At 66.8% G+C, this 23,002-nt stretch carries 23 protein-coding genes; 13 read left to right on the plus strand and 10 right to left on the minus strand.

The genetic code is table 11. The features are described 5' to 3' along the window. Positions 1-44: 44 nt before the first annotated feature. From sodC to CAL29_RS15865, 3 genes are all read right to left on the minus strand, one after another. A complete protein-coding gene (gene sodC / locus CAL29_RS15855) occupies positions 45-581 on the minus strand; it encodes a superoxide dismutase[Cu-Zn] (protein WP_218831858.1) in 537 nt (178 codons plus the stop codon). Between the two features lie 102 nt (positions 582-683). Beyond that, the gene (locus CAL29_RS15860; protein WP_094853924.1) at positions 684-1,043 is read right to left on the minus strand and encodes a hypothetical protein; all 360 of its coding nucleotides are present in this window, start codon (positions 1,041-1,043) and stop codon (positions 684-686) included. Positions 1,044-1,103: 60 nt separating this feature from the next. Further along, entirely contained in the window at positions 1,104-1,949 is an 846-nt protein-coding gene (locus CAL29_RS15865) for an AraC family transcriptional regulator (protein WP_094853925.1), read from the minus strand. Between the two features lie 152 nt (positions 1,950-2,101). Between CAL29_RS15865 and CAL29_RS15870 the strand changes: the two genes are divergently transcribed. The 3 genes from CAL29_RS15870 (at position 2,102) to CAL29_RS15880 (ending at position 4,663) form a co-directional block, all read left to right on the plus strand. Further along, entirely contained in the window at positions 2,102-2,803 is a 702-nt protein-coding gene (locus tag CAL29_RS15870) for an O-methyltransferase (RefSeq protein ID WP_094853926.1), read from the plus strand. A 71-nt stretch (positions 2,804-2,874) separates the two neighbouring features. Next, complete coding sequence (locus tag CAL29_RS15875) at positions 2,875-3,549, plus strand: siderophore-interacting protein (RefSeq protein WP_179284056.1); 675 nt, start codon at positions 2,875-2,877, stop codon at positions 3,547-3,549. 97 nt (positions 3,550-3,646) lie between these two features. Beyond that, positions 3,647-4,663, plus strand: a complete 1,017-nt coding sequence (locus tag CAL29_RS15880; RefSeq protein WP_094853928.1) for an amino acid ABC transporter substrate-binding protein — start codon at positions 3,647-3,649, stop codon at positions 4,661-4,663. A 9-nt stretch (positions 4,664-4,672) separates the two neighbouring features. Here the strand turns inward: CAL29_RS15880 and CAL29_RS15885 are convergent, their stop codons facing one another. After that, positions 4,673-5,434, minus strand: coding sequence for a GntR family transcriptional regulator (locus CAL29_RS15885; RefSeq protein WP_179284057.1), 762 nt, complete (start codon positions 5,432-5,434; stop codon positions 4,673-4,675). A gap of 143 nt (positions 5,435-5,577) precedes the next feature. Here CAL29_RS15885 and CAL29_RS15890 point away from each other — a divergent pair, with 143 nt between their 5' ends. The 3 genes from CAL29_RS15890 to CAL29_RS15900 are packed head-to-tail and all read left to right on the plus strand — an operon-like array spanning position 5,578 to position 8,320. Beyond that, positions 5,578-6,594: a Bug family tripartite tricarboxylate transporter substrate binding protein gene (locus tag CAL29_RS15890; RefSeq protein ID WP_094853930.1), complete on the plus strand. Its 1,017-nt coding sequence runs from the start codon at positions 5,578-5,580 to the stop codon at positions 6,592-6,594. A 42-nt stretch (positions 6,595-6,636) separates the two neighbouring features. Next, entirely contained in the window at positions 6,637-7,998 is a 1,362-nt protein-coding gene (locus CAL29_RS15895) for an acyclic terpene utilization AtuA family protein (protein ID WP_094853931.1), read from the plus strand. 4 nt (positions 7,999-8,002) lie between these two features. After that, positions 8,003-8,320, plus strand: a complete 318-nt coding sequence (locus tag CAL29_RS15900) for a DUF4387 domain-containing protein (protein ID WP_094853932.1) — start codon at positions 8,003-8,005, stop codon at positions 8,318-8,320. Positions 8,321-8,359: 39 nt separating this feature from the next. Here CAL29_RS15900 and CAL29_RS15905 read toward each other — a convergent pair whose 3' ends face one another. Beyond that, a complete protein-coding gene (locus CAL29_RS15905; RefSeq protein WP_094853933.1) occupies positions 8,360-9,421 on the minus strand; it encodes a bestrophin family protein in 1,062 nt (353 codons plus the stop codon). A 75-nt stretch (positions 9,422-9,496) separates the two neighbouring features. Next, positions 9,497-10,420, minus strand: a complete 924-nt coding sequence (locus tag CAL29_RS15910; RefSeq protein ID WP_094853934.1) for a bestrophin family protein — start codon at positions 10,418-10,420, stop codon at positions 9,497-9,499. 652 nt (positions 10,421-11,072) lie between these two features. Between CAL29_RS15910 and CAL29_RS15915 the strand changes: the two genes are divergently transcribed. From CAL29_RS15915 to CAL29_RS15925, 3 genes are all read left to right on the plus strand, one after another. Then, entirely contained in the window at positions 11,073-11,435 is a 363-nt protein-coding gene (locus CAL29_RS15915) for a hypothetical protein (protein ID WP_094853935.1), read from the plus strand. Positions 11,436-11,546: 111 nt separating this feature from the next. After that, the gene (locus CAL29_RS15920; protein WP_094853936.1) at positions 11,547-13,745 is read left to right on the plus strand and encodes a TonB-dependent receptor; all 2,199 of its coding nucleotides are present in this window, start codon (positions 11,547-11,549) and stop codon (positions 13,743-13,745) included. 524 nt (positions 13,746-14,269) lie between these two features. Continuing rightward, positions 14,270-14,896: a C40 family peptidase gene (locus CAL29_RS15925; RefSeq protein ID WP_094853937.1), complete on the plus strand. Its 627-nt coding sequence runs from the start codon at positions 14,270-14,272 to the stop codon at positions 14,894-14,896. A 93-nt stretch (positions 14,897-14,989) separates the two neighbouring features. Here the strand turns inward: CAL29_RS15925 and CAL29_RS15930 are convergent, their stop codons facing one another. Further along, on the minus strand, positions 14,990-15,763 hold the full coding sequence (locus tag CAL29_RS15930) for an SDR family oxidoreductase (protein ID WP_094853938.1): 774 nt from the start codon (positions 15,761-15,763) through the stop codon (positions 14,990-14,992). 92 nt (positions 15,764-15,855) lie between these two features. Here CAL29_RS15930 and gmk point away from each other — a divergent pair, with 92 nt between their 5' ends. The 3 genes from gmk (at position 15,856) to CAL29_RS15945 (ending at position 19,094) form a co-directional block, all read left to right on the plus strand. Then, entirely contained in the window at positions 15,856-16,488 is a 633-nt protein-coding gene (gene gmk, locus CAL29_RS15935) for a guanylate kinase (RefSeq protein ID WP_094853939.1), read from the plus strand. Between the two features lie 82 nt (positions 16,489-16,570). Further along, positions 16,571-16,774, plus strand: a complete 204-nt coding sequence (rpoZ, locus tag CAL29_RS15940) for a DNA-directed RNA polymerase subunit omega (protein ID WP_094853940.1) — start codon at positions 16,571-16,573, stop codon at positions 16,772-16,774. A 22-nt stretch (positions 16,775-16,796) separates the two neighbouring features. Beyond that, a complete protein-coding gene (locus CAL29_RS15945; protein ID WP_094853941.1) occupies positions 16,797-19,094 on the plus strand; it encodes a RelA/SpoT family protein in 2,298 nt (765 codons plus the stop codon). A 3-nt stretch (positions 19,095-19,097) separates the two neighbouring features. Here the strand turns inward: CAL29_RS15945 and CAL29_RS15950 are convergent, their stop codons facing one another. Further along, positions 19,098-19,835: an ArsR/SmtB family transcription factor gene (locus tag CAL29_RS15950; protein WP_179284059.1), complete on the minus strand. Its 738-nt coding sequence runs from the start codon at positions 19,833-19,835 to the stop codon at positions 19,098-19,100. Positions 19,836-20,080: 245 nt separating this feature from the next. Here CAL29_RS15950 and CAL29_RS15955 point away from each other — a divergent pair, with 245 nt between their 5' ends. After that, entirely contained in the window at positions 20,081-21,523 is a 1,443-nt protein-coding gene (locus CAL29_RS15955; protein WP_094853942.1) for an MFS transporter, read from the plus strand. On the opposite strand, the gene glnQ is transcribed toward CAL29_RS15955, so the two are convergent. Then, positions 21,516-22,244 carry a glutamine ABC transporter ATP-binding protein GlnQ gene (gene glnQ, locus CAL29_RS15960; protein ID WP_094853943.1) on the minus strand — a complete coding sequence of 243 codons (729 nt, stop codon included), beginning with the start codon at positions 22,242-22,244 and terminating at the stop codon, positions 21,516-21,518. The two genes, CAL29_RS15955 and glnQ, sit on opposite strands and share 8 nt — an antisense overlap. Continuing rightward, positions 22,241-22,900: a glutamine ABC transporter permease GlnP gene (glnP, locus tag CAL29_RS15965; RefSeq protein WP_094854128.1), complete on the minus strand. Its 660-nt coding sequence runs from the start codon at positions 22,898-22,900 to the stop codon at positions 22,241-22,243. The genes glnQ and glnP overlap by 4 nt, the downstream gene beginning before the upstream one ends. Positions 22,901-23,002 lie beyond the last annotated feature (102 nt).

Below are 23,002 nucleotides of genomic sequence, written 5' to 3' on the forward strand. Positions count from 1 at the left end.
CTCTCACACGTCCTTGCCGGCGGCATGGCCGCCGGAGCCGCCGCTCAATGGAGGACGGCGCACGCGACCCGGTCGCCGGACCCGCCGATCGGCTGGCTCTGGTAATCGTCGGGCTGAGCGTGGATCACCAGCGCGGCGCCGTCAGCGTCGAGCAAGGGCGGATGCTTGCCGCCCGGTTTCAGCGAGACGAGCGTGGAATAAAGCTCCACGGTGGCCGAACCATCGGCATTCACGAAGAGGTTGGGAAGGTCGCCCGCGTCGTTCGCCTTGGCATTGAGCAAGCCATGCACGACCGGCGTGACCGAATGAACGTGGGCGCCGGCGCTGGTGAACTTGGGCGCGCCGCAATCTCCTTTTTCATGGAAATGCATGCCATGCCACCCGGGCGTCAAACCCTTCGCTTCCACGCGCAGGATCACCCCGGCCGGCGCCGCCGTGATCTGGACCGTGCCGCGCGCGCCACCGTCGCTACCGATCAACTGGCCGGACGCCGCATCGGCCGCCATGGCTGACAGCGGAACGGCGGCCACCCCGCATGCAAGCGCCGCGACAAACTTCAACTTTGAACGAATCATCATCATTCCTTCTCCATGCTTGTTTGATCGGTAATGCCAGCTCGACCTGGACCGCCCTATCTTACTCCGCCCCGCCAGGGCGCCGCGGCCGCCAAGTCGTCATTCATGCTATCCGGCCGGAGAAACCCGAGCCTGCGCACGAAACCGGACGTGCAATGCCTGGGGATACCGAATCAGCAACACGCCCGGATGCGGCGCGGTGCCGCGATGCATTAAATCCTTGCCTATTATCCAAATGGCCGCGAGGAATTGAAGCGGCAAGGGCAGCAAGGACGCCCCGTCAACCAGCCACGAACCTCGGCGTTCGTCGACACGGCAACGCAGTCCGCGGGCCGCCGCCGCGGCTACGCACACCCTGATCGCGCCCTCCATGTCCCCGACGTTCTCGAGCACGAACGAATCCCCCTTTTCCATCAGGCGCTTGAATTCTTCTTCGGTGATCCGGTTTTGAAAATAGGTTTTCATCATGGCGAAGCGAGACTGTCTGGAAGACCGCGTTGAAAATCCGTCGCCGCCCGGCGACGGCGCCTACCTGAAAGACACGGGGCCGGGCTGGCGCTCCGCGATATAGCGCCCGGGAGACGTGCCGAGCGCCTTGCGGAACATCGACACGAAACCGCCGGCGCTCTCGTAGCCCAGGCCGTCCGCCACCTGCTGGACCGACGATCCGGTCCCCAGCCATTTCACGGCCAGCATGAGATGGAGCCGCTGCCGCCAGCGGCCGAAGCTCATGCCGGTCTCCTCCGTCAAGCGGCGGGCCAGCGTGCGCTCGCTCAATCCCACGCGCCGCGCCCATGTCCGCATCGTTCCACGGTCGGCCGGGTCCTCCACGATCATCTCGGCGATCTTGCGCAGCCGGGCGTCGGTGGGCATCGCAAGATGCAGGTTGCCCGTCGGCGCCACCGCGATTTCATCCAGGAGCAAGGTGACCAAATGCGATTCCATGCCGCCGTCCGCATACAGCAGGGGAAGATCGGCCGAACGGATCACGAGCTCGCGCAGCAGCGGCGTCGTGGAGACGGTGCAGCACTTCGCCGGCAGACCGGACGCCGCCGCCGGGTCGATGAATACGACATAGCACTCGATCGTGCCGGCGGCGACGATCTTGTGCAGGACGCCGCCGGGCACCCAGATCGCGCTATGGGGCGGCACGATCCAAAGCCCGCCCTCCACTTCGCAGGTGAACACCCCGCGCAACAGCAGCAGGAGCTGCCCTTTCCGATGGCGATGGAAATCCTTCTCCAGGCGGTCGAGGCCGTCGGCATCCAGGTCGGCGAGGTCGATCCCCGCGGCGCCCATGGTCACCACCGGTCGGGGGACCAGATCGGGATCCGTCCATTCGGCGTCATGCGGGAGGCGGGTCAGAACGGGCACGGTAGATGGCGGGCGTGGACGGCCACGCGTTTGGCAGGAATTACGCATATTTTGGCAACATTCGCCAATGCTGCCAAGGACACCGCTATCTACCATGCCGGAACGGCTGCCAGCACCCCGCTGCCCAGGCCTTTCGCGGAGTACACGGACCCATGGATACCTTGCACGCCGGGCGCGTCGCCCTCACCCTGCAACGCCTTTTCGAGGAAGCCGATGAGGCCGACCGCGAGCTGATGGCGCGGTTCACCGCTGCGGAGGCGCCCGAACAATTGCTCGCCGAGAGCGTCGCCGAACACTTCGCCCGGGAAAGCCGCGACCTGCGCGGCCTGTACCGAAGCTATGCCGGCAATTTCCTCAACGTCGCGCCGGAATACGGCCGCTTTCTGTACCAGTGCGCGCGCGCCTGCAAGGCAAGGCGCATCGTGGAATTCGGCACGTCGATGGGCGTGTCGACGATCTATCTTGCCGCGGCGCTGCGCGATATGGGCGGCGGCCATTTGATCGGAACCGAACTGGAGCCCTCCAAAGAGGAACGCGCGCGCGCCAACCTGGAAGCGGCGGGACTCGCCGACCTCGTCGAGATCCGTGTCGGCGACGCGCGCGAAACCCTGCGGGAGATCGGCGGCCCCATCGACCTTGTCTTGCTCGACGGCGCGTTCAGCCTCTACCTGCCGGTGCTGAAGCTGCTCGAACCCCGCCTGGCCGCCGGCGCGCCCATCCTGGCGGAAAACGCCTTCGATCAGGACGACAATGCGTACCTGGCCTATGTCCGCGATCCGGCGAACGGCTATGTTTCGCAAACGGTTCCCGTCAGCCCCGGCCGCGGCAACGAATTCACGGTGTACACGCGATGACGAGCCCTGCACCCGCGCCCGCGTCGCCCTCCCCGCGCCAACCGGGACGGCTAGGCCGCGTCCTGCTCCGCATGCTGATGAAGCAAGCGCGCGTCGTCCAGGCCGAGTCCATTGCCGAAGGCTTCAGGCTGATTACCCTGGAAAGCCCCGAGTTCGACGGACCACAATGGACGCCGGGCCAGAAGGTGCAGATCGCGATGGGATCCGCCTTCGTCGCCAGGACGTTCACGCCGATCGACTGGAATACGGCCACGCGGCAGACGCGCATCCTCGGCTACGCGCATGGCAATGGTCCCGGCAGCGAATGGATACGCCGCGCCCAGGCCGGCCAGGCCTGCGACGTATTCGGGCCGCGCGCGTCGCTCGATGGCGGCGACCCCGCCGGCCTGCGCGTCGTCTTCGGCGACGAAACCTCCATCGGGTTGGCCCACGCACTCGGCCATCGCGCGCCCGATAATCCGCCCCGCTGCCTGTTCGAGGTCAACGCCCTGGCGCCCGCGCGCGAAGCACTCGCGCGGCTGGACCTGCGGCGGACCGAGCTTTTCCCGAGGACCGACAACGAAGCCCATCTGCAAGACCTGGAGCGCCGTTTGGCGGAACTCGCCTCTGCCGGCGCGACGTTCCTGCTGACGGGCAAGGCGCCCTCCATCCAACGCCTGCGCCGTTGCCTGAAAGCCCTGGGCACGCCGGCATCGCGGATCGCCAGCAAGGCCTATTGGGCGCCCGGAAAAACGGGATTGGACTGAGCCTGGCGCGGACCGCGCGCGATCACGCTTTCGGGTCGAAAATTTGTTACGCTTCAGCACCCCATAGCTATGCGCCGAATCGCGCGACAAAAAAACGATGAAAACATTTAAGTTGCTTGCGGCGGGCGCCATCTTGTCCCTCTCCTCCTGGGCCGCCCATGCCGGCGTGACCTTCGACGCCGTCAAGGCCAAGGGCTTTGTCCATTGCGGCGTGTCCACCGGCGTGGCCGGTTTTTCGATCGCCGACGGCAAGGGCGGATGGAAGGGCCTGGACGTGGATCTGTGCCGCGCCCTGGCCGTCGCCATGTTCAACGACGTCAACAAGGCCAAGATCACGGTCGTCAGCGCGCTACAGCGTTTTACCGCATTGCAGTCCGGCGAGGTCGACGTGCTGCCGCGCAACACCACCATCACGATGGCGCGCGACACCACGCTGGGCCTGATCGGCGTCGGCGTGAACTACTACGACAGCCAGGGCATCATGGTGAACAAGTCGCTGGGCGTGAAGAGCGCCAAGGAACTGGGCGGCGCCACCATCTGCGTGCAGCCCGGCACCACCACCGAGTTGAACCTGGCCGACTGGTTCCGCGCGCAGAACATCGTCTTCAAGCCCGTCGTGGTCGACACCATGGACGAAATCGTCCGCGCCTTCGTGGTGGGCCGTTGCGACGCCTTCACCGGCGACAAGTCGCAGCTTGCCGGGGCGCGCAGCACGCTGCAGAACCCGGACAGCTACGACATCCTGCCGGAGAATTTCTCCAAGGAACCGCTGGGTCCGATGGTGCGCCAGGGCGACGAGCAATGGTTCAACCTGGTCCGCTGGACCATGTTCGCCATGCTGGAGGCCGAGGAATACGGCGTGACGTCCCGGAACGTCGATGAAATGCTCAAGAGCAGCAACCCCAACGTGCAGCGCCTGCTGGGCGTGACGCCGGGCATGGGCAAGAACCTGGGCGTCGACGACAAATGGGCCTACAACGTCATCAAGACCATCGGCAACTACGGCGAAAGCTTCGAACGAAACGTGGGCCAGGACAGCGCGCTGAAGCTGCCCCGCGGCCTGAACGCCTCCTACAAGGACGGCGGCCTGATGTACGGATGGCCGGTGCGCTGACGGCGGCGACTACCCGTGCGCCAGCCCGCGCTGCACGCGGAAGCTGGTGACATAGCTGGAGCGTTCGGTCGGATAGATGCCGATGCTCGCCTGGCTGACCCTGTCCTGCGCATCCAGATGGTGCCGCACGATCTTCAATGCCGACGCGCCGGCGGCCAGTTGCAGCAATTGCGCCTGCGTTTCATCCAGGGTGACGGCCGTCACCTCCTGGCGGATCTCCACGACGCGCACGCCGTAACGCTGTTCGATCATGGAAAAAACCGGCTGCGTCGAGGCCTCGATGTCCTCGACGACCGCGCTGTACATCGGCGGAATATAAGCGTAGACCAGCGCAATGGGAACCGGCTTGCCGCGAACCATGCGCAGGGTCGCCACCTCCGTCCAGTGCTGGCCCGGGCTACAGCGCAGCAGCGCAGCCCACGCCTCGTCGGCAACCAGCTCCCGCGTCTCGATCACCCGCAGATAGGTCGCCTCGACGACTTGCAGAAGATCCTGGATCGTACTTACGCCATGGATGAAGCGCTGATCGCCTGAACTGGCCCGCACGCGGGTGCCGATGCCCGAATGCGACGACACCAATCCCCGCCCCTTCAGTTCGCGGAGCGCTTCGCGCACGGTATGGCGGCTGACGCCGAACTGCCTCATCAATTCGGCTTCGGCGGGCAGCGTCTCCCCTACCGGATAGCGGCCGCTTTCGATATCGGCCGCGATCGCGGATGCGATGACCGCGTAACGGGACTGCCGCGGGCTTGAACCAGACGAGATCGACATTTTTTCCCTTGTTGACGATGGGCGGAATCTTACCGTAGACTCACCTGTCCGTACATTTGAATGACCAGACAGTAGACAAGAGCAACGCTTCGAGAAAAGCAGGCAAAACAGACAGATAACGGGCACGCCCCCGAGGAGGAGACATGAAGAAGAAGCTAGAGAGGCTATTACCCGGCCTGAAAAGTGCCCTGAAACGTGGCCTGGGACAGGGCCTGATGGCCTGGGCAGCGGCCGCATTCATCGCCGGACCGGCCGCGGCAGCGCCCTACCCCGAGCAACCGGTGCATCTGATCGTCGCCTTCGCCCCCGGCACGGGCAGCGACGCGCTATCGCGCCTGCTGGCCCAATCGATGGAAGGCCCGCTGGGACAAAGCGTCATCGTGGAAAACCGGCCCGGCGGCGGCGGGATTCTGGGCACCGACTATGTGGCCCGGGCCAATCCCGACGGGTACACCCTGACCACCGGCACGACCAGCACGCTGCTGACCAACCCGCTGTTGAACAGCAACGCCCGCTACAAGGTTGAAAAGGACTTCCGCGCGATCTGCGGGCTGGCCCGGTCCGCCTTCGTCATCGTGACCGCGAATACGCCCCAGGCGCCCAAGACCCTGCGGGAACTCGCGGCGCGGCTCAAGGCGGGCAATGCGACCTACGCGAGCTCCGGCATGGGAACGATCGTGCATCTGACCGGCGAGCGCTTCGTGCGCACGGTCGGCGCGAAGGCCACGCACGTCCCCTACAAAGGGTCGGCCCAGTCGCTTTCCGACGTCGCGGCCGGCGTCACGCTTTTCTCCGCCGAGACCACGGCGGCGGCGCTGCCGCTCATACGCGGCGGAAAGCTGCGCGCGCTGGCCGTCACGTCGGAAACCAGGACGGCGGAACTGCCCGACGTCCCCACGGTGATCGAAAGCGGCTACCCGGGATTCACGTCCTATTCCTGGTTCGCGCTCATGGCGCCCGCGGGCACGCCGGACAACATGGTGGCCAAGCTCAGCGCATCCGCGCAAGCCGCCCTCGGCACCCCGAAGATGTCGCGGCAGTTGAAAACGCTGGGCTTCGAGCCGATGCAACTGGGGCCGGACCAGACGAAGGCCTTCATTTCAAAAGAGTCCGTCTTCTGGACGGACTTCCTGCAAAAGACCGGCATCCGCCTTGAATAAGCCTCGTGATCGCGGTCCGGAAGAACCCATCATGGAGAACGCATGGAAGAGTTGAAAATCGTGTCCCTCAATGGTTGCCTCGGCTACGGGTACGAGGTCAAGAGCCTGGAAGCGGGGCTGGCGCTCGCGCCGGCAATGGTGGGCGGCGATGCCGGCTCCACCGACGCCGGTCCCTATTACCTCGGATCGGGCACCGCGCTTGTCAAGCGCGAACAAGTCCGGCGCGACCTTGGACAGGCGCTGATTCGCGCGCGCGCCGCGAACGTGCCGCTGGTCATCGGTTCCGCCGGCATGGCGGGCGGCGAACCCAATCTGCAATGGGTGCGCGAAATCCTGTTGGAACTTGCCCGCGAGGAGAACCTGCACTTCAAACTCGCCACGATTCATGCCGAAATCGACAAGGCGCACGTGCGCGACGCCTTGCGCAAGGGCGCGATCACGCCCATGGACGATGTCCCGGCCCTGACCGAGGACGCGATCATGGGCAGTATCCGCATCGTGGGCCAAATGGGCACCGAGCCCTTTGCCCGCGCGCTGGCCGCCGGCGCGGACGTCGTGCTCGCGGGCCGATCCTGCGACACGGCGATTTACGCCGCGCTGCCCATCGCCCGCGGCTACGATCCCGGACTGGCCCTGCATATGGCGAAGATCATGGAGTGCGGCGCGCAGTGCGGCATCCCGCTGGCGCCGAACGACAGCTTGCTGGGCGTCATCAGGAAAGACCACTTCCTGGTCCGCCCCCTGTCGGAAAACCGCATCTGCACGCCCGATTCGGTGGCGGCGCACACCATGTACGAGCAAGGCGACCCCTTGACCATCCATGAGCCCGAAGGGCGGGTGGACCTCTCCATGGCCGAGTTCAGCCAGGCCGACCGGCAGACGGTGCGCGTCTCCGGCTCGAAATTCATACCGACGCCGCGCTATCGCATCAAGCTCGAAGGCGCCCGGCTGCTCGGATACCGCGCGTTCACCATCGCCGGCATCCGGGACGCGGCGGTCATCGAGAACCTGGAGGTCATCGCCACCACGGTGCGCGCGGCCGTGCGGCGCAACCTCCATAAAGGCATCGCGGACGGCGACTTCCAACTGGAGTTCCGCTATTACGGACGCGACGCGGTGCTGGGCGAACTGGAACCGTTGCGCCATATCCCGCCGCGCGAAGTCGGCGTGCTGATCGAAGCGGTCGCCGGCGATCAACTGACGGCCAACTACGTGCTGTCCCTGGCGAGGTCCTCTTTCCTGCATTGTCCCTTCGAAGGCCGCAAGACGACGGCGGGCAACCTGGCCTTCCCCTTCTCCCCCTCCGACATGGCCGCGGGAGAAGTCTACGAGTTCAGCGTCTATCACTTGATGGACGTGGACACGAACACCTCCCTATTCCCCATCGACTACGAACAGGTCTGACGCCATGGCAACGCTCCAAGCCCTGGCCGACGTTCTTCGCAGCAAGAACGCCGGCCCCTTTCAAATCACGATCGACATCATGTTCAACCAGGAGGACGCCTACCGGCGGGTGCTCGCCTCCGGGGTCGTGACCCCCGCGAACATCGCGCCGCGCTACCAGGTCGACGCCGCGCAGGTGCGCGTCATCCCGTTCGATCGGGTGCGCGCCATCAAGGTCACGCTGCCGCGCCGCTGGGGCGTCAACGGCAGCGGGTCCAGCTTCGACCGGGACGTCTACGGCGCGCAGCAGCACGGGCCGCTGGCGGACCTGGAAATCGACTGAGTTCGCCGCGCGGTATTCCCCGCTCACGATATTCCCCGCTCAATAAAGGCGAAAGCGCCTGTCCGGCGCCAGCCGGGGCGGCATGTCGGCGGCGTCGATCGCCTGGCGCAGGGCGCGTTCCGTGTCGACCGACATCGCCGCCAACGCCAGGTCGTTGGGCTCCACGCCGAACGGCTCTTCCAGTTCGGTCGCGATGGCATGCCAGGCGAGATAGGCATAGGTGATGAACGAGGCGATGAAGGGGGTCGCCCAGCCGAGGCTGCCGGCCAGCCCGAAGGGCAGCACCGCGCAATAGACATGGGTGGTGCGATGCAGCAGCACGTCGTACGCATAGGGCACGGGCGTGCCGCGTATCCGCTCGCAGCCGCCCAGCACGCCGCTCAGGACGCCCAGTTTTTGCAGCCCCGCCGCCAGCAGGACCTCTCCGTAACGCCCCTCCCGATGCCAATCCACCAGCCGCCGTTGCAGCAATTCCAGCACATACTGCGCGCGGCACTCGCGCCGCAGAACATCGGCGGCGAGGCTCCGGTCCAGCAGGCGGGTGATATTGGCGCGCGGATCGGTGCCGCGCAACTGGTGCTTGAGCGCGTAGGGAAAGGCCGCCAGCAGATCGATCGCGCGCACGACCTGGGGATCGTCCATGGACAGCCCCGGGGCGGTGATGAAGAAGCGCGCAAGATCGCGCGCGGTGTTCTTCATGTTGCCCCAGAGGATGCGCGCCTCCCAGAACCGGGCATAGCAAACGTTATTGCGGAACGCGACGAAGATGGCCAGGGCCACCCCGAGCAGCGAGAAAGGGATGGGGCTCAGCTCCTTGAAGAAACCGGGGTCCTTGTACTCCCCATAGACCGCCGCCAGCGCCAGCAGGAGATTGAGGGCCAGGGGCGTGGCAATGTATTTCAACATTGATCCATGCCGGGAAAACAGCAGTCTGATCCAAGCCGTCTTGGAACGAACGATCATCCGATTCACTCGCGTAGTTGTCACATCCCGCCGCGCAGGTGACGGATCGCCGGCCGGCGCACCAGGGATGGAAACGCGGCGAGCGACCCGCGAGCGGCCCGGGTCGCCAATGTAGGACGGAGGTCCCGGGCGGTACATCAGACATTTCCTATTCTTCCCATTCAGCCCATATACGATTCAGGATTCAGCGAACCGCACGGGGGTCGGACCGGCTCAGCGCAAGCGGAAGTCCAGGTCCGGCAGCAGGCGCGGCGGCATGTCCCGCGCGTCGACGGCCTGGCGCAAGGCGCGTTCGGTGTCGACCGACAGCGACGCCAGCGCCAGGTCGTTGGGCTCGTCGCCGAACGGGTCTTCGAGTTCGCTGGCAATGGCGTGCCAGGCCAGGAAGGCGTAGGCGATGAACACGGAGATCAAGGGCGTCGCCAGGCCTATGCTGCCGATCAGGCCGAAGGGCAGCAGCGCGCAATAGAAATAGGTCGTGCGATGCAGCAGCACGTCATAGGCATAGGGCAAGGGCGTGCCGCGGATGCGTTCGCAGCCGCCGAGCACGGCGTTCAGGGTGTCCAGCTTGCGCAGTCCCGACTCCAGCAGGATATCGCCGTAGCGCCCTTGCCGGCACCACGCCACCAATTGCTGCTGCAGGCATTCCAGTATGTACTGCGGCCGGCAGTCCCGCCGCAGGATGTCCTCGACCAGCTCCCCGTCCAGCAAGCGGGCCAGGCTGTCGCGCGGATCGCTGTCCCGAAGCTGGTGCTTGAGCGCATAGACGAAGGCCGCCACCAGATTCAACGCGCGCGCGACCTGCGGATCGTCCTTGGGCAGGTCCGTCACCGTGATCGCGAAGCGCGCGAGATCCCGCGCCTGGTTCTTCATGCTGCCCCAGAGCGTGCGGGCTTCCCAGTAGCGCGCATAACAGGCGTTGTTGCGGAAGCTGACGAAGATCGCCAGCGCCACGCCGATCAGGGAGAACGGCACGGGATTCAGGTGCGGGAAGAAATGCGAGGCATGGGTCGAGCCCCATACCGCCAGCAATCCCAGCAGGAAGTTGACGAGCAGCGGCGCGAGGACGCGATGGAGCACCGACCCGTGCCAGACGAACAGCATCCGGAACCAGGTAGTCTTGGGACGAACGATCATGGGGAAACCCCTGCGCGGGCGGCCGCGCCAGGCTGCCCAGGGAGAAGAATGCCCGCCGGCGCGCCGGGCCCGTCAACGCCGGCGTCGGCGGCGCGGCAACGGCCAGCCGCCCGCTAACCGTGACCAGCGCAGACGACTTCCGTGTTTCCGTGGACCGGGGGTCGGCATGGCGGGCGGCCGGCGAACGCCGCCCGCAGGCATTTTAGGATCGCGCGGCCCGCCATGAGGCGCCGCCGGCGCGTCATTTTTCGAGCACAGTGCCCGCGCACGCCGCTTCCGGGGCGCACTGTGCTTGGCATGGCCGTCGCCTCCTCGCGACGACCTCGCCCAAACCGGCATGAATATGGAGAGGCGAGAGACAAATCGGCGGACATAGATATTGAAATAATATATCATTACCAAAAATTCACCTTGGTAATTCGCCTTGGTAGTCCACGCCCGCAGCCATTAGTTCGCGTTACCCGATACACCCTCCTTGCGCGCCGGCCCGCTCATGCGGCCGATGGCCGCGTCGTGCAAGCCATTGCGATTCTTTCCGCCATTTCCAGCCCGGCCGCATGATTCCTTCCGCGGCCTTCACACCAGCATGAAGCACCGACGCCACCGCTCACGCCCCCTAGCGCGCTGCCATGCAGCGCTGCTGGCGTGGGCCGTGCTGATGCTGGTTCTGACGCCGGTGGGCGCCACGCTGCACGCGATGACCCACCTGGGCCATGCGCCGCTGCGCGCGCTGGCGGCGGCTTCGTTCGCCGGCGGTCCCGCCGCCGCGACCGCCCTGCCGGCCCCCATCATCGATAGCGGCGGCGACGAAGACGGCCACGGCGCCGACGCCCACTGCCACACCTGCGACGAGTGGCAGGTCCTGGACCATGTCCTGACCCCCACGCCGCTGCTGGCGCTGCCCTCGCCCACTTTCCTGCCCCGCGTCGACCCCGCGCCGCGCCCCATCCAGGTCGCGCGCGGCCCGTGGATCCTGCCGCGCGCGCCACCGCGCGCCTCCTCCGCCCGCGCCTGACTCCCCCGGCGCCTCGCCACCCGACACCCGCGCTTCGCACCGCGCCGCCTCGCGCGCACGGCATGCAGCCGCGCGTGTCGCGCCCTTCCCCTATTTCTCGCGGATCCACGCATGTCTTTCGTGCCCTCCTCCGTGCGCGCCCAGCCGGCGCGCCGCGCTTCCCGTCCTTCGCCCGCCGCCCGCCGCGCCGGCGCCCTCACGCCGCTTGCGCTGGCGCTTTGCTGCCTCGCGCCCGCCGCCTGGGCGCAACAGGCCCCGGCCACCGGCGCCAACAACGCCGCCCCGTCCACCACGGCCGCCCCCGCCGCCGGCAACGCCGCCAACACGAACGGCGCCATGCCGATCAACACCACCAACCTCGCGCCGGTCATCATCACCGGCAACCCGCTGGGCAATGACGCCCTGAGCTCCCCCTCGTCCGTGCTCGAAGGCAAGCAGCTCGACCTGCGCCGCGAGAGCACGCTGGGCCAGACGCTCAACGGCCTGCCCGGCGTCTCGACCACCACCTACGGGCCCATGGTCGGACGCCCCATCATCCGCGGCCTGGACGGCGACCGCATCCGCATCATGAACAACGGCCTGGGTTCGGTCGACGCGTCCTCGCTGTCGTTCGACCACGCGGTGCCGATGGATCCCATCAGCGCCGACCGCATCGAGGTCATCCGCGGCCCGGCCGCGCTGCTGTACGGCGGCAACGCCGTCGGCGGCGTGGTCAACGTGATCGACGACCGCATCCCCAGCGAACCCATCAACGGCATCCACGGCACCGCCCAGGGCGACTGGGGCGGCGCCAACGACGACCGCACCGGCGCCGTGCAGGTGGAAGGCGGCGACGGCAAGTTCGCCATCCGCGCCGACGCCTATACCCGCGCCACGCATGAACTGCGCATTCCCGGCTACGCGGACTCGGGCAACATCCGCGGCCAGGACGACGACGGCAACGGCCCGCGCGACCACCTGCCCAATAGCGACGGCCGCGTGCACGGCGGCGGCGTCGGCATGTCCTGGACCGGCGACAGCGGCTACGCCGGCATCTCGTATAGCGGCTACAACTCCGACTACGGCTCGGTGGCCGAGGACACCGTGCGCCTGAAAATGCACCAGGAACGTTTCGGCGCCAGCGGCGAGATCCGCGACCTCGACGGCTTCTTCACGAAGCTGAAGGCGGACTTCGCCTACACCGACTACCAGCACAAGGAAGTCGACGACGGCGAGACCGGCACCACCTTCAAGAATCACGGCTACGAGGCCCGCATCGAGGCGCGCCATCGCGACTTCGGCCCGATCAGCGGATCGATGGGATTGCAGATCAGCCAGACGCAGTTTTCCGCGCTCGGCGACGAGGCCCTGGTGCCGTCCACCGACACCAACAACTTCGCGATCTTCGATCTGGAGCAATGGAAGGTCAATGACCGCCTGACGCTGAGCGCGGGCGGCCGCGTGGAATACACGCGCCTGTCCCCGTCGGCCGGCGGCAACGACCGTTTCCTCGATTCGTCCAAGCGCGACTTCACGGCCACCAGCTTCTCGCTGGGCGCCATCTACAAGCTCGACAGCCGCTGGTCCATCGCGGCCAACGGCGCGTATACGGAGCGCGCGCCGACCTTCTATGAGCTGTACGCGAACGGCCCCCATGACGCCACGGGCCAGTACCTGATCGGCAACCCGAACCTGAACAAGGAGCGTTCGTTCTCGGGCGACCTGGGCCTGCGCTTCGAAGACGGTCCCAACAAGGCCAATTTCGGCATCTTCTACACCCACTTCCGCAACTACATCACGGAGGTCAACACCGGCCTGTACACCGACGACGACGGCGAAGTCGTGCCGTCGAGCACCGACGACGCCTTGTCGCAGGCGGTCTACCGCGCCGTGCCCGCCGACTTCTACGGTTTCGAGGCGAGCACCACCACGCGCGTGCTGGAAAGCGGCGCCCACAAGCTGGACCTGAACCTGTCCGGCGACTACACCCACGCCCGCAACAGCGACACGGGCGAGCCGCTGCCCCGCATCCCGCCGCTGCGCCTGGGCTTCGGCCTGGACTACACCTATGGCCCGTGGGGCGCCGGCGTATCCTTCACCAAGGCCTTCGCCCAGCACCGGCGGCCGGAGAACGATACGTCGACGGCCGGCTACTACCGGCTGGACGCCGACGCCAGCTACGCCTTCAAGGTGGGGCAGACGCAGTGGCTGGCGTATGTGCGCGGCACCAACCTGACCAACCAGGAAATACGCTATTCGACGTCGGTGTTGCGCGACATCGCGCCGGAAGGCGGACGCGCGGTGATGGTGGGGCTGCGCGCCAACTTCTAAATAAGCGGACGGCATGAAAGGGGCAAGCCGGCGGCGCACCGCCCCGGCTCGCCCCTCGCATGAGGGGCAAGCCAACAGCCCCGGCACGCCCTGGATGCACGCAGGCCGCGGGTAGAATTTACAAGCGAATTCGCCGAGGCTTGATACAAATCAACAACTTTGCTAACGGACACTCGGGTTTTCTATGACAATCCGGCCCCTTTTTGTCATCCGTTTGTCAGAACATACGCGGGAAATCCCTGAAGTACGCAGAATAAGAATATAAGCGTAACAATCTTTCATTGGTATATAATTCGCGCACTTAGTGAATACGTATCGGCCGCATAGGCTGAATTTATTGCGATTCACATCTCGTGCCCGGGTGCGCATATACGCTGCCGGCCACATCCCGAGTACCCCGCGCAGTACCCATGCAGCACCCCGGCAGTATCCCCTGAGCAGTACCCCGAATTCAGTAACCTTCGCCGGCTTGAACGTTGTTGAAGCCACGCCGCCATTAGCACTCCATTTTCCAAAGTGAAGTTATGACGCCGCCGACGAGACGAGCATTTTTCCCCCGTTCCCTCTTCACCGCAGCCTGCCTGTCCATCGCCGCCCTGGCCGCGATGCCCGCCGCCGCCAATGCGATGATCGTTGCCGACGCCCTCGGCAACCTGAAAGGCCTGTCCCCCAATGACGCCCCCACCGTCCCCACCCTGCGCGACCGCGTCGTCGAAGCGGGGCTGGACGCCATCGGCACGCCCTACACCTGGGGCGGCGACGGTTCGGACGGCGGTTTCGACTGCAGCGGCCTGGTCGCCTACGTCTACAAGGAAGTCGCCGGCCTCGCGCTGCCGCACCATGCGGCTTCCCAGCGCGACGAAGGCAAGCCCATCGCCGTCTCGCAACTGCAGCCCGGCGACCTGGTTTTCTTCGGCAGCAGCACCGTGACCCGCAAGGGCAAGGGCAAGAAAGCCAGGAAAGTGGTGAGCTACCGCACGTCGCACGTCGGCATCTACATCGGCGACAACCAGTTCGTGCATGCGCCCACCACCGGTTCCACCGTGCGCATCGATGACCTCGACGCCGGCTACTGGGCCAAGCATTTCAACGGCGCCCGCCGTTACCTGTCGCCGACCGGCAATCAGCAGGTCCACGTCGCCAGCAAGTAAGCCGGACGACGCAGGCAGGACAAGGGACAGCGCCTGGCGCGCGGGGTGCGGCCTCTTTCGAGCGCCGCGCTTTCGCACGCCGGGCGCCTTCTCCTAGCCGCGCCCCACGAAGGGCATGTTGGTCGCCATGATCGTCATGAACTGCACGTTGGCGTCCAGCGGCAGCGCCGCCATGGCCGCCACCGCGTCGGCGACGTGCTGCACGTCCATGCGCGGCTCCGCGCGCGTGGTGTGATCCGGCTGCAGCACGCCCTTCACCATCCGGTCCGTCATTTCCGTCGCGGCGTTGCCGATGTCGATCTGGCCGCAGGCGATGTTGTACTGCCGCGTATCCAGCGAAATCGACTTGGTCAGACCCGTCACCGCATGCTTGGTGGCCGTGTAGGCGATCGAATACGGGCGCGGCGCGTGCGCCGAAATCGAACCGTTGTTGATGATGCGGCCGCCCTGCGGCTGCTGCGCCTTCATGATGCGGATGGCCGCCTGCGCGCACAGGAACATGCCGGTCAGGTTGGTGTCGACCACGTTGCGCCATACGTCGACCGGCAGGTCCTCGATGGGCACCGCCGGCGCGCCGCGCCCGGCATTGTTGAACAGCACGTCCAGGCGGCCGCAGCGGGACTGGACCAGTTCGAACAGGCCGCGCACGGAGTCCTCCACGCAGACGTCGGTCGGCGCGGCGATCGCCCGCCCGGCGGCCGCCCCGGCGGCTTCCCGCGTCGCCTCCAGCGCCTCCGGCCGCCGTCCCGCCAGCACGACCTGGTATCCCTCCGCCAGCAGTTGCAGCGCCACGGCCCGGCCGATGCCGCTGCCCGCCCCCGTCACCACCGCCACCTTGCCGCTGCCACGTTCGTTATTCGCTTGCATTCAACGCCTCCTTGGAATATTGCGCGATCCTACTACCGCGTAAGGCGATTTGGTATCCTTCGCGTCTCGGCACACCCCGCTTCCTTATCGCCATGTCCACTACCTACGGCAACGTCTTCATGGTTGTCGCGCCCAGCGGCGCCGGCAAGTCCAGCCTGGTCAGCGCCCTGCTCAAGCAGGATCCGACCATCAGCCTGTCCATTTCCTGCACCACCCGCGCGCCCCGGCCGGGCGAAGTCGACGGACGCGAATACCGCTTCGTCTCGCAGGAGGAATTCGCGCGCCTGCGCGAGCAGGACGCGCTGCTGGAATGGGCGGAAGTGCACGGCAATTTCTACGGCACGCCGCGCGACCGCATCGACGAGGCCACGCGCCAGGGCCGCGACGTGCTGCTCGAAATCGACTGGCAGGGCGCGCGCCAGGTGCGCCAGCATTTTCCCGCGGCCATCGGCATCTTCATCCTGCCGCCTTCCATCGAGGAATTGGAGGCGCGCCTGAAGGCGCGCGGGCAGGACGAGCCCCACGTCATCGCGCGCCGCCTGCTTGGCGCCGGCGGGGAAATCGCCCACGCGCCCGAGTGCGAATATGTTATTATTAATCAAGAATTTAGCGTGGCCCTGCTGCAACTCGTACAAATCGTCAGCGCGGCCCGCTTGCGTTTTTCATCGCAGGCCGTCCGGCACGCCCAATTGTTCTCGCAATTAGGCATCTCGGCGCCCCACTAAAAAAGACGCCCCACCGCCGCGTCCCGCCCTCATGGGCGACGCGGTTTTCATTGTTTCCACGCATTGCAGCAGCAGGTGACCCATGGCCCGTATTACCGTTGAAGATTGTCTGAACCAGATCCCCAACCGTTTCACGTTGACCCTGGCCGCCACCTATCGTGCGCGTGAACTGGCCCAGGGCCATGCGCCGCGCCTGGACAGCAAGGACAAGCCCACCGTGACCGCCCTGCGCGAGATCGCCTCCGGCCTGACCGGCACCGAAATGCTGCGCAAAGTCCCGACCTGATCTCGACCCGGGGGTGGCTCGCATGGCATTTCCCGGACTGAAGTACGCTTCGTCCGGCCTGCTCGCCGCGCTACGCGCGGGTTCCCGTCTGGGACGCAGGCCCGGTAAGAAGAACGGCAAGATCCCGCCCTCGCCCGCCGAGGCGGCCGCCCAGGAGGCGGCCGAGGCGCCGGCGTCTCCCGTGGCGTCCCTGGCGCCGCTGACCGAAATCATCAGCGGCTACCTGGACAAGAAGGACGTCGAGCGCGTGCGTGAAGCCTATCGCTTCGCCGACCAGGCCCATCTCGGACAATTCCGCGCCAGCGGCGCGCCGTACATCTCCCATCCCATCGCCGTCACGGAAATCTGCGCCGGCTGGAAGCTCGACGCCAACGCGCTGTCCGCGGCGCTGCTGCACGACGTCATCGAAGACCAGGACGTCACCAAGGCCGAGCTGGCGGAGCGCTTCAACCCCGAAGTGGCCGAACTGGTCGACGGCCTGTCCAAGCTGGACCGGCTGGACTTCGCCACCAAGGCCGAACAGCAGGCCGAGAGCTTCCGCAAGATGCTCCTGGCGATGGCGCGCGACGTGCGCGTCATCCTGATCAAGCTGGCCGACCGCGTGCACAACATGCGCACGCTGGACGCGGTGACGCCCGAAAAGCGCCGCCGCATCGCGCGCGAGACGCTGGACATCTATGCGCCCATCGCCCATCGCCTGGGCCTGAACCTGCTGTTCCGCGAGTTGCAGGACCTGTGCTTCGCCGCCATGTACCCCAACCGTTACCAGGTGCTGTACAAGGCCGTGCTGTCCGCGCGCGGCAACCGGCGCGAAGTGATCGGCAAGATCGCCGACGCGGTGCGCGCGGCGCTGCCGGCCGCCGGCATCGAAGCCGAAGTGACGGGCCGCGAGAAAACGCTGTACGGCATCTATCGCAAGATGGTCGACCAGAAGAAGACCTTCTCCGAGGTGCTGGACATCTACGGCTTCCGCGTCATCGTGCATACGCTGCCGGAATGCTATCTGGCGCTGGGCACCCTGCACCAGCTCTACCGGCCGGTCCCCGGCAAGTTCAAGGACTACATCGCCATTCCCAAGGTGAACGGCTACCAGTCCCTGCACACCACCCTGGTCGGCCCCTACGGCACGCCGGTGGAATTCCAGTTCCGCACGCGCGACATGCATCACGTCGCCGAGGAAGGCGTGGCCTCGCACTGGCTGTACAAGGGCGCCGACGTATCGCTCAATGACCTGCAGAAGCGCACGCACCAATGGCTGCAGTCGCTGCTGGACATCCAGAGCCAGAACAGCGATTCGGGCGAATTCCTCGAACACGTCAAGGTCGACCTGTTCCCCGACGCGGTCTACGTCTTCACGCCGCACGGCAAGATCATTTCGCTGCCGCGCGGCGCGACGCCGGTGGACTTCGCCTACGCGATCCACACCGACATCGGCAACCAGGCCGTGGCCGCCAAGGTCAACAACGAATTCGTGCCCCTGCGCACCGAACTGGCCAGCGGCGACACGGTGGAAATCGTCACCTCGCCGGCGTCGCGGCCGAACGCGCAGTGGCTCAACTACGTGCGCACCGGTCGCGCGCGCTCGGAAATCCGCCACTATCTGCGCACGGTCAAGTACGCCGAGTCGGTGGTGTTCGGCGAGCGCCTGCTGAGCCAGGCCTTGCAGGAACTGCACCTGCAACTCCCCTCGCCCGAGGATCCCAGTTGGGAAAAGCTGGCGCGCAGCACCGGCGCCGCCTCGCGCGACGAAATCCTCGCCGACATCGGCCTGGGCAAGCGCCTGGCCGCCGTCGTCGCGCGCCGCTTCGGGCCCGAGCACGACCTGATAGCCACCACCGCCGGCGTCGTCGACGAGATCACCGCGGCCCGCGCCGCGCCCATCCTCATCCAGGGCAACGAAGGCCAGGCCGTGCAACTGGCGCCTTGCTGCGGTCCGTTGCCGGGCGACGCCATCATCGCCGGCATGCGGCTGGGCCATGGGCTGGTGGTCCACACCGCCGACTGTCCCGTCGCCGCGCGGCAACGCACGCGCGAGCCGGAGCGCTGGATCAACGTGGCCTGGGACACCCAGACCGCCAAGCACCTGTCGACGCGGCTGGACATCGTCACGCGCAACGAACGCGGCGTGCTGGGCCGCCTGGCCGCCGAGATCACGGCGACGGACGCCAATATCGTGCACGTCACCATGCACGACGACGCGGTGGCGACCGTCTCCCTGCACCTGACGGTGCAGGTGGACAGCCGCAAGCACCTGGCGCAGGTCATCCGCGCCATCCGCCACGTGCCGCAGGTGCAGAAGATCGTCCGAGTAAAGGGCTAAGGGCTAAGGGCTTGGGCTAAGGGGCTGGGAGCCTGGCGTGTCCAGGCCCAGCCCGGGCGCGATATCCAGGGTTTCGCGCAATCCCGTCCACCCTTGCGGCGTCACCTGCACTGCCCGGGAATTCCGGTGGCGGCGCAGCCATCCCTTCTCGCACAGCAAGGCGGTGAATTGCACGCCCAGGGGGCCGGCCAGGTGATGCCGCCGTTCGGTCCAGTCCAGGCAGGCGCGCGCCAGGCCGCGCGCCGTCGGCTTGATTGACGTCATATCCAAACCCATGCCGGCGAACCAGGCGGCGCCTTCGGGCGTAACCTCGAATTGCTTGCCTGGGCCCGCGGCCAGGTAGCCACGCGCCAGCAAGGCCTGGGCGATGGCCACGCCCACGCTGCCCGCCAGGTGGTCGTAGCAGCAACGGGCGAATTGCAACGCTTGCGCCTCGCGGCCGAGCGGTTTGCGCCGCGCGGGCGCGAGCGGAACGATGGCCGCCAACTGCTCCAGCGCCACGGCCACGTGCGCGCCCGCCAGGCGGTAGTACCGATGCCTGCCCTCGGTCTCGACGGCCAGCATACCGCCGGCCAGCAGCTTGCCCAGGTGCGAACTGGCCGTCTGCGGCGTCACCGTGGCGGCATAGGCCAGCTCGCCGGCGGGACGCGCGCGGCCATCCGTCAACAGCATGAGCATGGCGGCGCGCGCCGGGTCCGCGATCAAGTGCGCGACACGGGCAACGTCCGGTTCCGTCATCATCTCGGCCTCCTTCTTCCCGTCTTCAATGACGCGGCCACGATAGCACCGCGCTTCCATCGCATGATTCGATGCCCATCGAATCATCGGGGCTGCCCGTTTTCCTAGACTTGTTTCCAGGCCCTGCTTGTCTCCAGGCCCTTGCCCGCGGCCGCTATCCGGCAGAGGTCCTTGTCCGCGGCCTTTTGCGCCGCCCCGGCTCTCGCGCCGCGCGCATCGCCCCCGCCGCATCTTCCAAAGGAAACCCCATGCGCAGCCCCGCTGCCTCCGACTCTTCCCTCTCCTGCCCGGGCGCGCCGCCCGTCGCGCCGGACAGCCAGGCCCGCCGCGTCCTGGCGGCGACCAGCGTCAGCTATGTCATCGTCATCCTGGACATCTCCATCGTCAACGTGGCGCTGAACAATCTCTCCTTGGCGTTCGGGGCAGGCATCGCCAGCCTGCAATGGGTGATGAACGCCTACACGCTGATGTTCGCGAGCCTGCTGCTGACGGGCGGCGCGCTGGGCGACCGCTGGGGCGCGCGCCGGGTCTATCTGGCCGGACTGGGCTTGTTCATGCTGGCGTCGTCGGCGTGCGCCATGGCCGCCACGCTGCCCGTGCTGATCGGCGCGCGCGCCCTGCAGGGCATGGGCGCGGCGCTGCTGGTGCCGTGCTCGCTCAAGCTCATCCACCAGGCCTGCCCCGCCGCCGCACAACGCGCGCGGGCGATCGGGATATGGGCCGGCCTGGGCGGCATTGCCATGGCCGCCGGTCCGCTGGCCGGCGGCCTGCTGATCCACTGGCTGGATTGGCGCGCGCTGTTCCTGGTCAACGTTCCCATCTGCCTGGCGGGGATGGCGATGGCCTGGGGCATCGCGCGGGATCCCGCGCAGGCCGAGGCGCCCCGGTCTCCCGGGCGCCTGGACCTGGCCGGCCTGGCCTGCGGCGTCGTCGCATTGGGCGCCACCATCGGCGTCCTGATCGAGGGGCGCGTCCTGGGCTGGACGTCGGCGCCCATGCTTGCCGGCGCGGCGTTATGCGTCACGGCATGGACGATCCTGCTGCGCGTCGAAACGCGGCACCCCGCTCCCATGCTGCCGCCACGCTTGTTCCGCGACGGCCTGTTCTCCGCTTCGGTCCATGTTTCCCTGGTGTCGGCCTTCGCGTTCTACGGCCTGTTGTTCGTGATCAGCCTCTACTACCAGCAGGCGCGCGGCTACACGCCCCTGCATGCCGGGCTGGTCCTCCTGCCCATGACGGCGATGGTCGGCGTCGGCAATATGAGCGCCAGCCCGCTGGCCGCGCGCCATGGCCGTAAATGGCCCATGATTGCCGCCCTGGCCGGCTATGCCGGCGGCGCCGCCGGCCTGGGGCTGGGCCTCGCGCTGGCGAACGCCGCCCTCACCGTGCCGTCCCTGCTGGTCATCGGCCTGGCGGCCGGCATCATCACGCCCCTGGCCACCGCGCCCGCGCTGGAAACCGTCCCCCCGCAAGGCGCCGGCGTGGCGGCGGCGGTCCTGAATACCGGCCGGCAAACCGGTGCGGCCCTGGGGGTGGCGATTTTCGGGACCGTCCTGGGCGCCGTCCCGCCGATCGAATCGGGCATGCGCGCCGCGCTGGGACTGGTCGTGGCGGCGTCCGCCGCCACGATTCCCGTCTGGTGGCGCGCGCTCAGGCCGGGCGCGCGCGGACCACGGGATGGCCTTAGCTGACGTGCTGGAGGAAGTCCTTCAGCCGCTGGCTGGGCGGATTGGACAACAGTTCCTGGGGCGGCCCGTCATGGGCCACCCGGCCGCCATCGATGAAGATCAGGCGGCTGCCGACCTTGCGCGCGAATTCCATCTCGTGGGTCACGACCACCATGGTCATCCCTTCTTCCGCGAGATCGCGCATGACCTTCAGCACTTCGTGCCGCAGCTCCGGATCCAGCGCCGAGGTCGGCTCGTCGAACAGCATCAGCTTGGGCTTGATCGCCAGCGCGCGCGCGATGGCCACCCGCTGCTGCTGGCCTCCGGACAGCTCGGAGGGATAGTGCCCCATGCGTTCGGACAAGCCCACCTTGGCCAGCAGGGCCTCGGCTTCGGCGCGCGCCTCGTCGCGCGACGTGCCGCGCGTATGGATCGGGCCGAACATGACGTTCTCCAGCGCGGTCAACTGGGGAAAGAGATTGAACTGCTGGAACACCATCCCCGCTTCGCGGCGGATTTCGCGGATCTCCGCCGGCGTGCCCTTGACGCTCAGGCCGTCGACCAGCAGATCGCCCTCCTCGATGGTTTCCAGCACGTTGATACAGCGCAGGAAGGTCGACTTGCCGGAGCCCGACGGCCCCACGACCACCACCACTTCCCCGGTGTCGATGTTCAGGCTGATGTCGCGCAGCACGATCGATTCGCCGAACTTCTTGGAGACATTCTGGAATTCAACCATGCTCATAGTATGCGCATCCTTTTCTCGACGATCCGCAGGGTCAGCGCGATCAAGCCCGTCAGGATCAGGTAGATGATGGCCACGGCGGACCAGATTTCAACCGCGCGGAAATTGCTGGCCATGATTTCCTGGCCCTGCCGCGTCAGCTCGGCCACGCCGATCACGATGAACAAGGACGAATCCTTGAGACTGATGATGCACTGGTTGCCCAGCGGCGGGATCATGCGGCGCACCGCCACCGGCCCGATGATGTGCGTCAGGATCTTGTGGAACGGCAGGCCCATCGCCTGGCCCGCTTCCCGCAGGCCCTTGCTGACCGACAACAGCGCGCCGCGCACGATTTCCGCGATGTAGGCGCCCGAGTTGATCATCAGCGTGCCGATGGCCGCCCATTCGGCGTCCACCCGCAAGCCGTCGATCAATAAGGGCAGCGCGAAATAGATGAACATCACTTGCACGACGATCGGCGTGCCGCGGATGACCGCCACGTAGATCTGGGCGATCACGGACAGCACGATGCCGCCGTAGGCGCGCGCGACACCCGCCAGCGCGCCCAGCACGAAGCCGCCAAGCAGGCCCCAGAAGGTGATCTTGACGGTCATCAGCGTCCCGTCAAGCAGATTGGGCAAGGCCGCCCAGATGACGGAGCTATCGAAATTCACAGGCATCCCCATGTAAGGCGCTCACGCGGCCCCGCTCTGTCCCGCGCCATCGCGGACAAAGAAGCGCCGGCGAACGCCGTATCTTGAATGAATCCACCGCTG

The organism is Bordetella genomosp. 10 (genome assembly GCF_002261225.1).
Lineage (GTDB): Bacteria > Pseudomonadota > Gammaproteobacteria > Burkholderiales > Burkholderiaceae_B > Bordetella_C.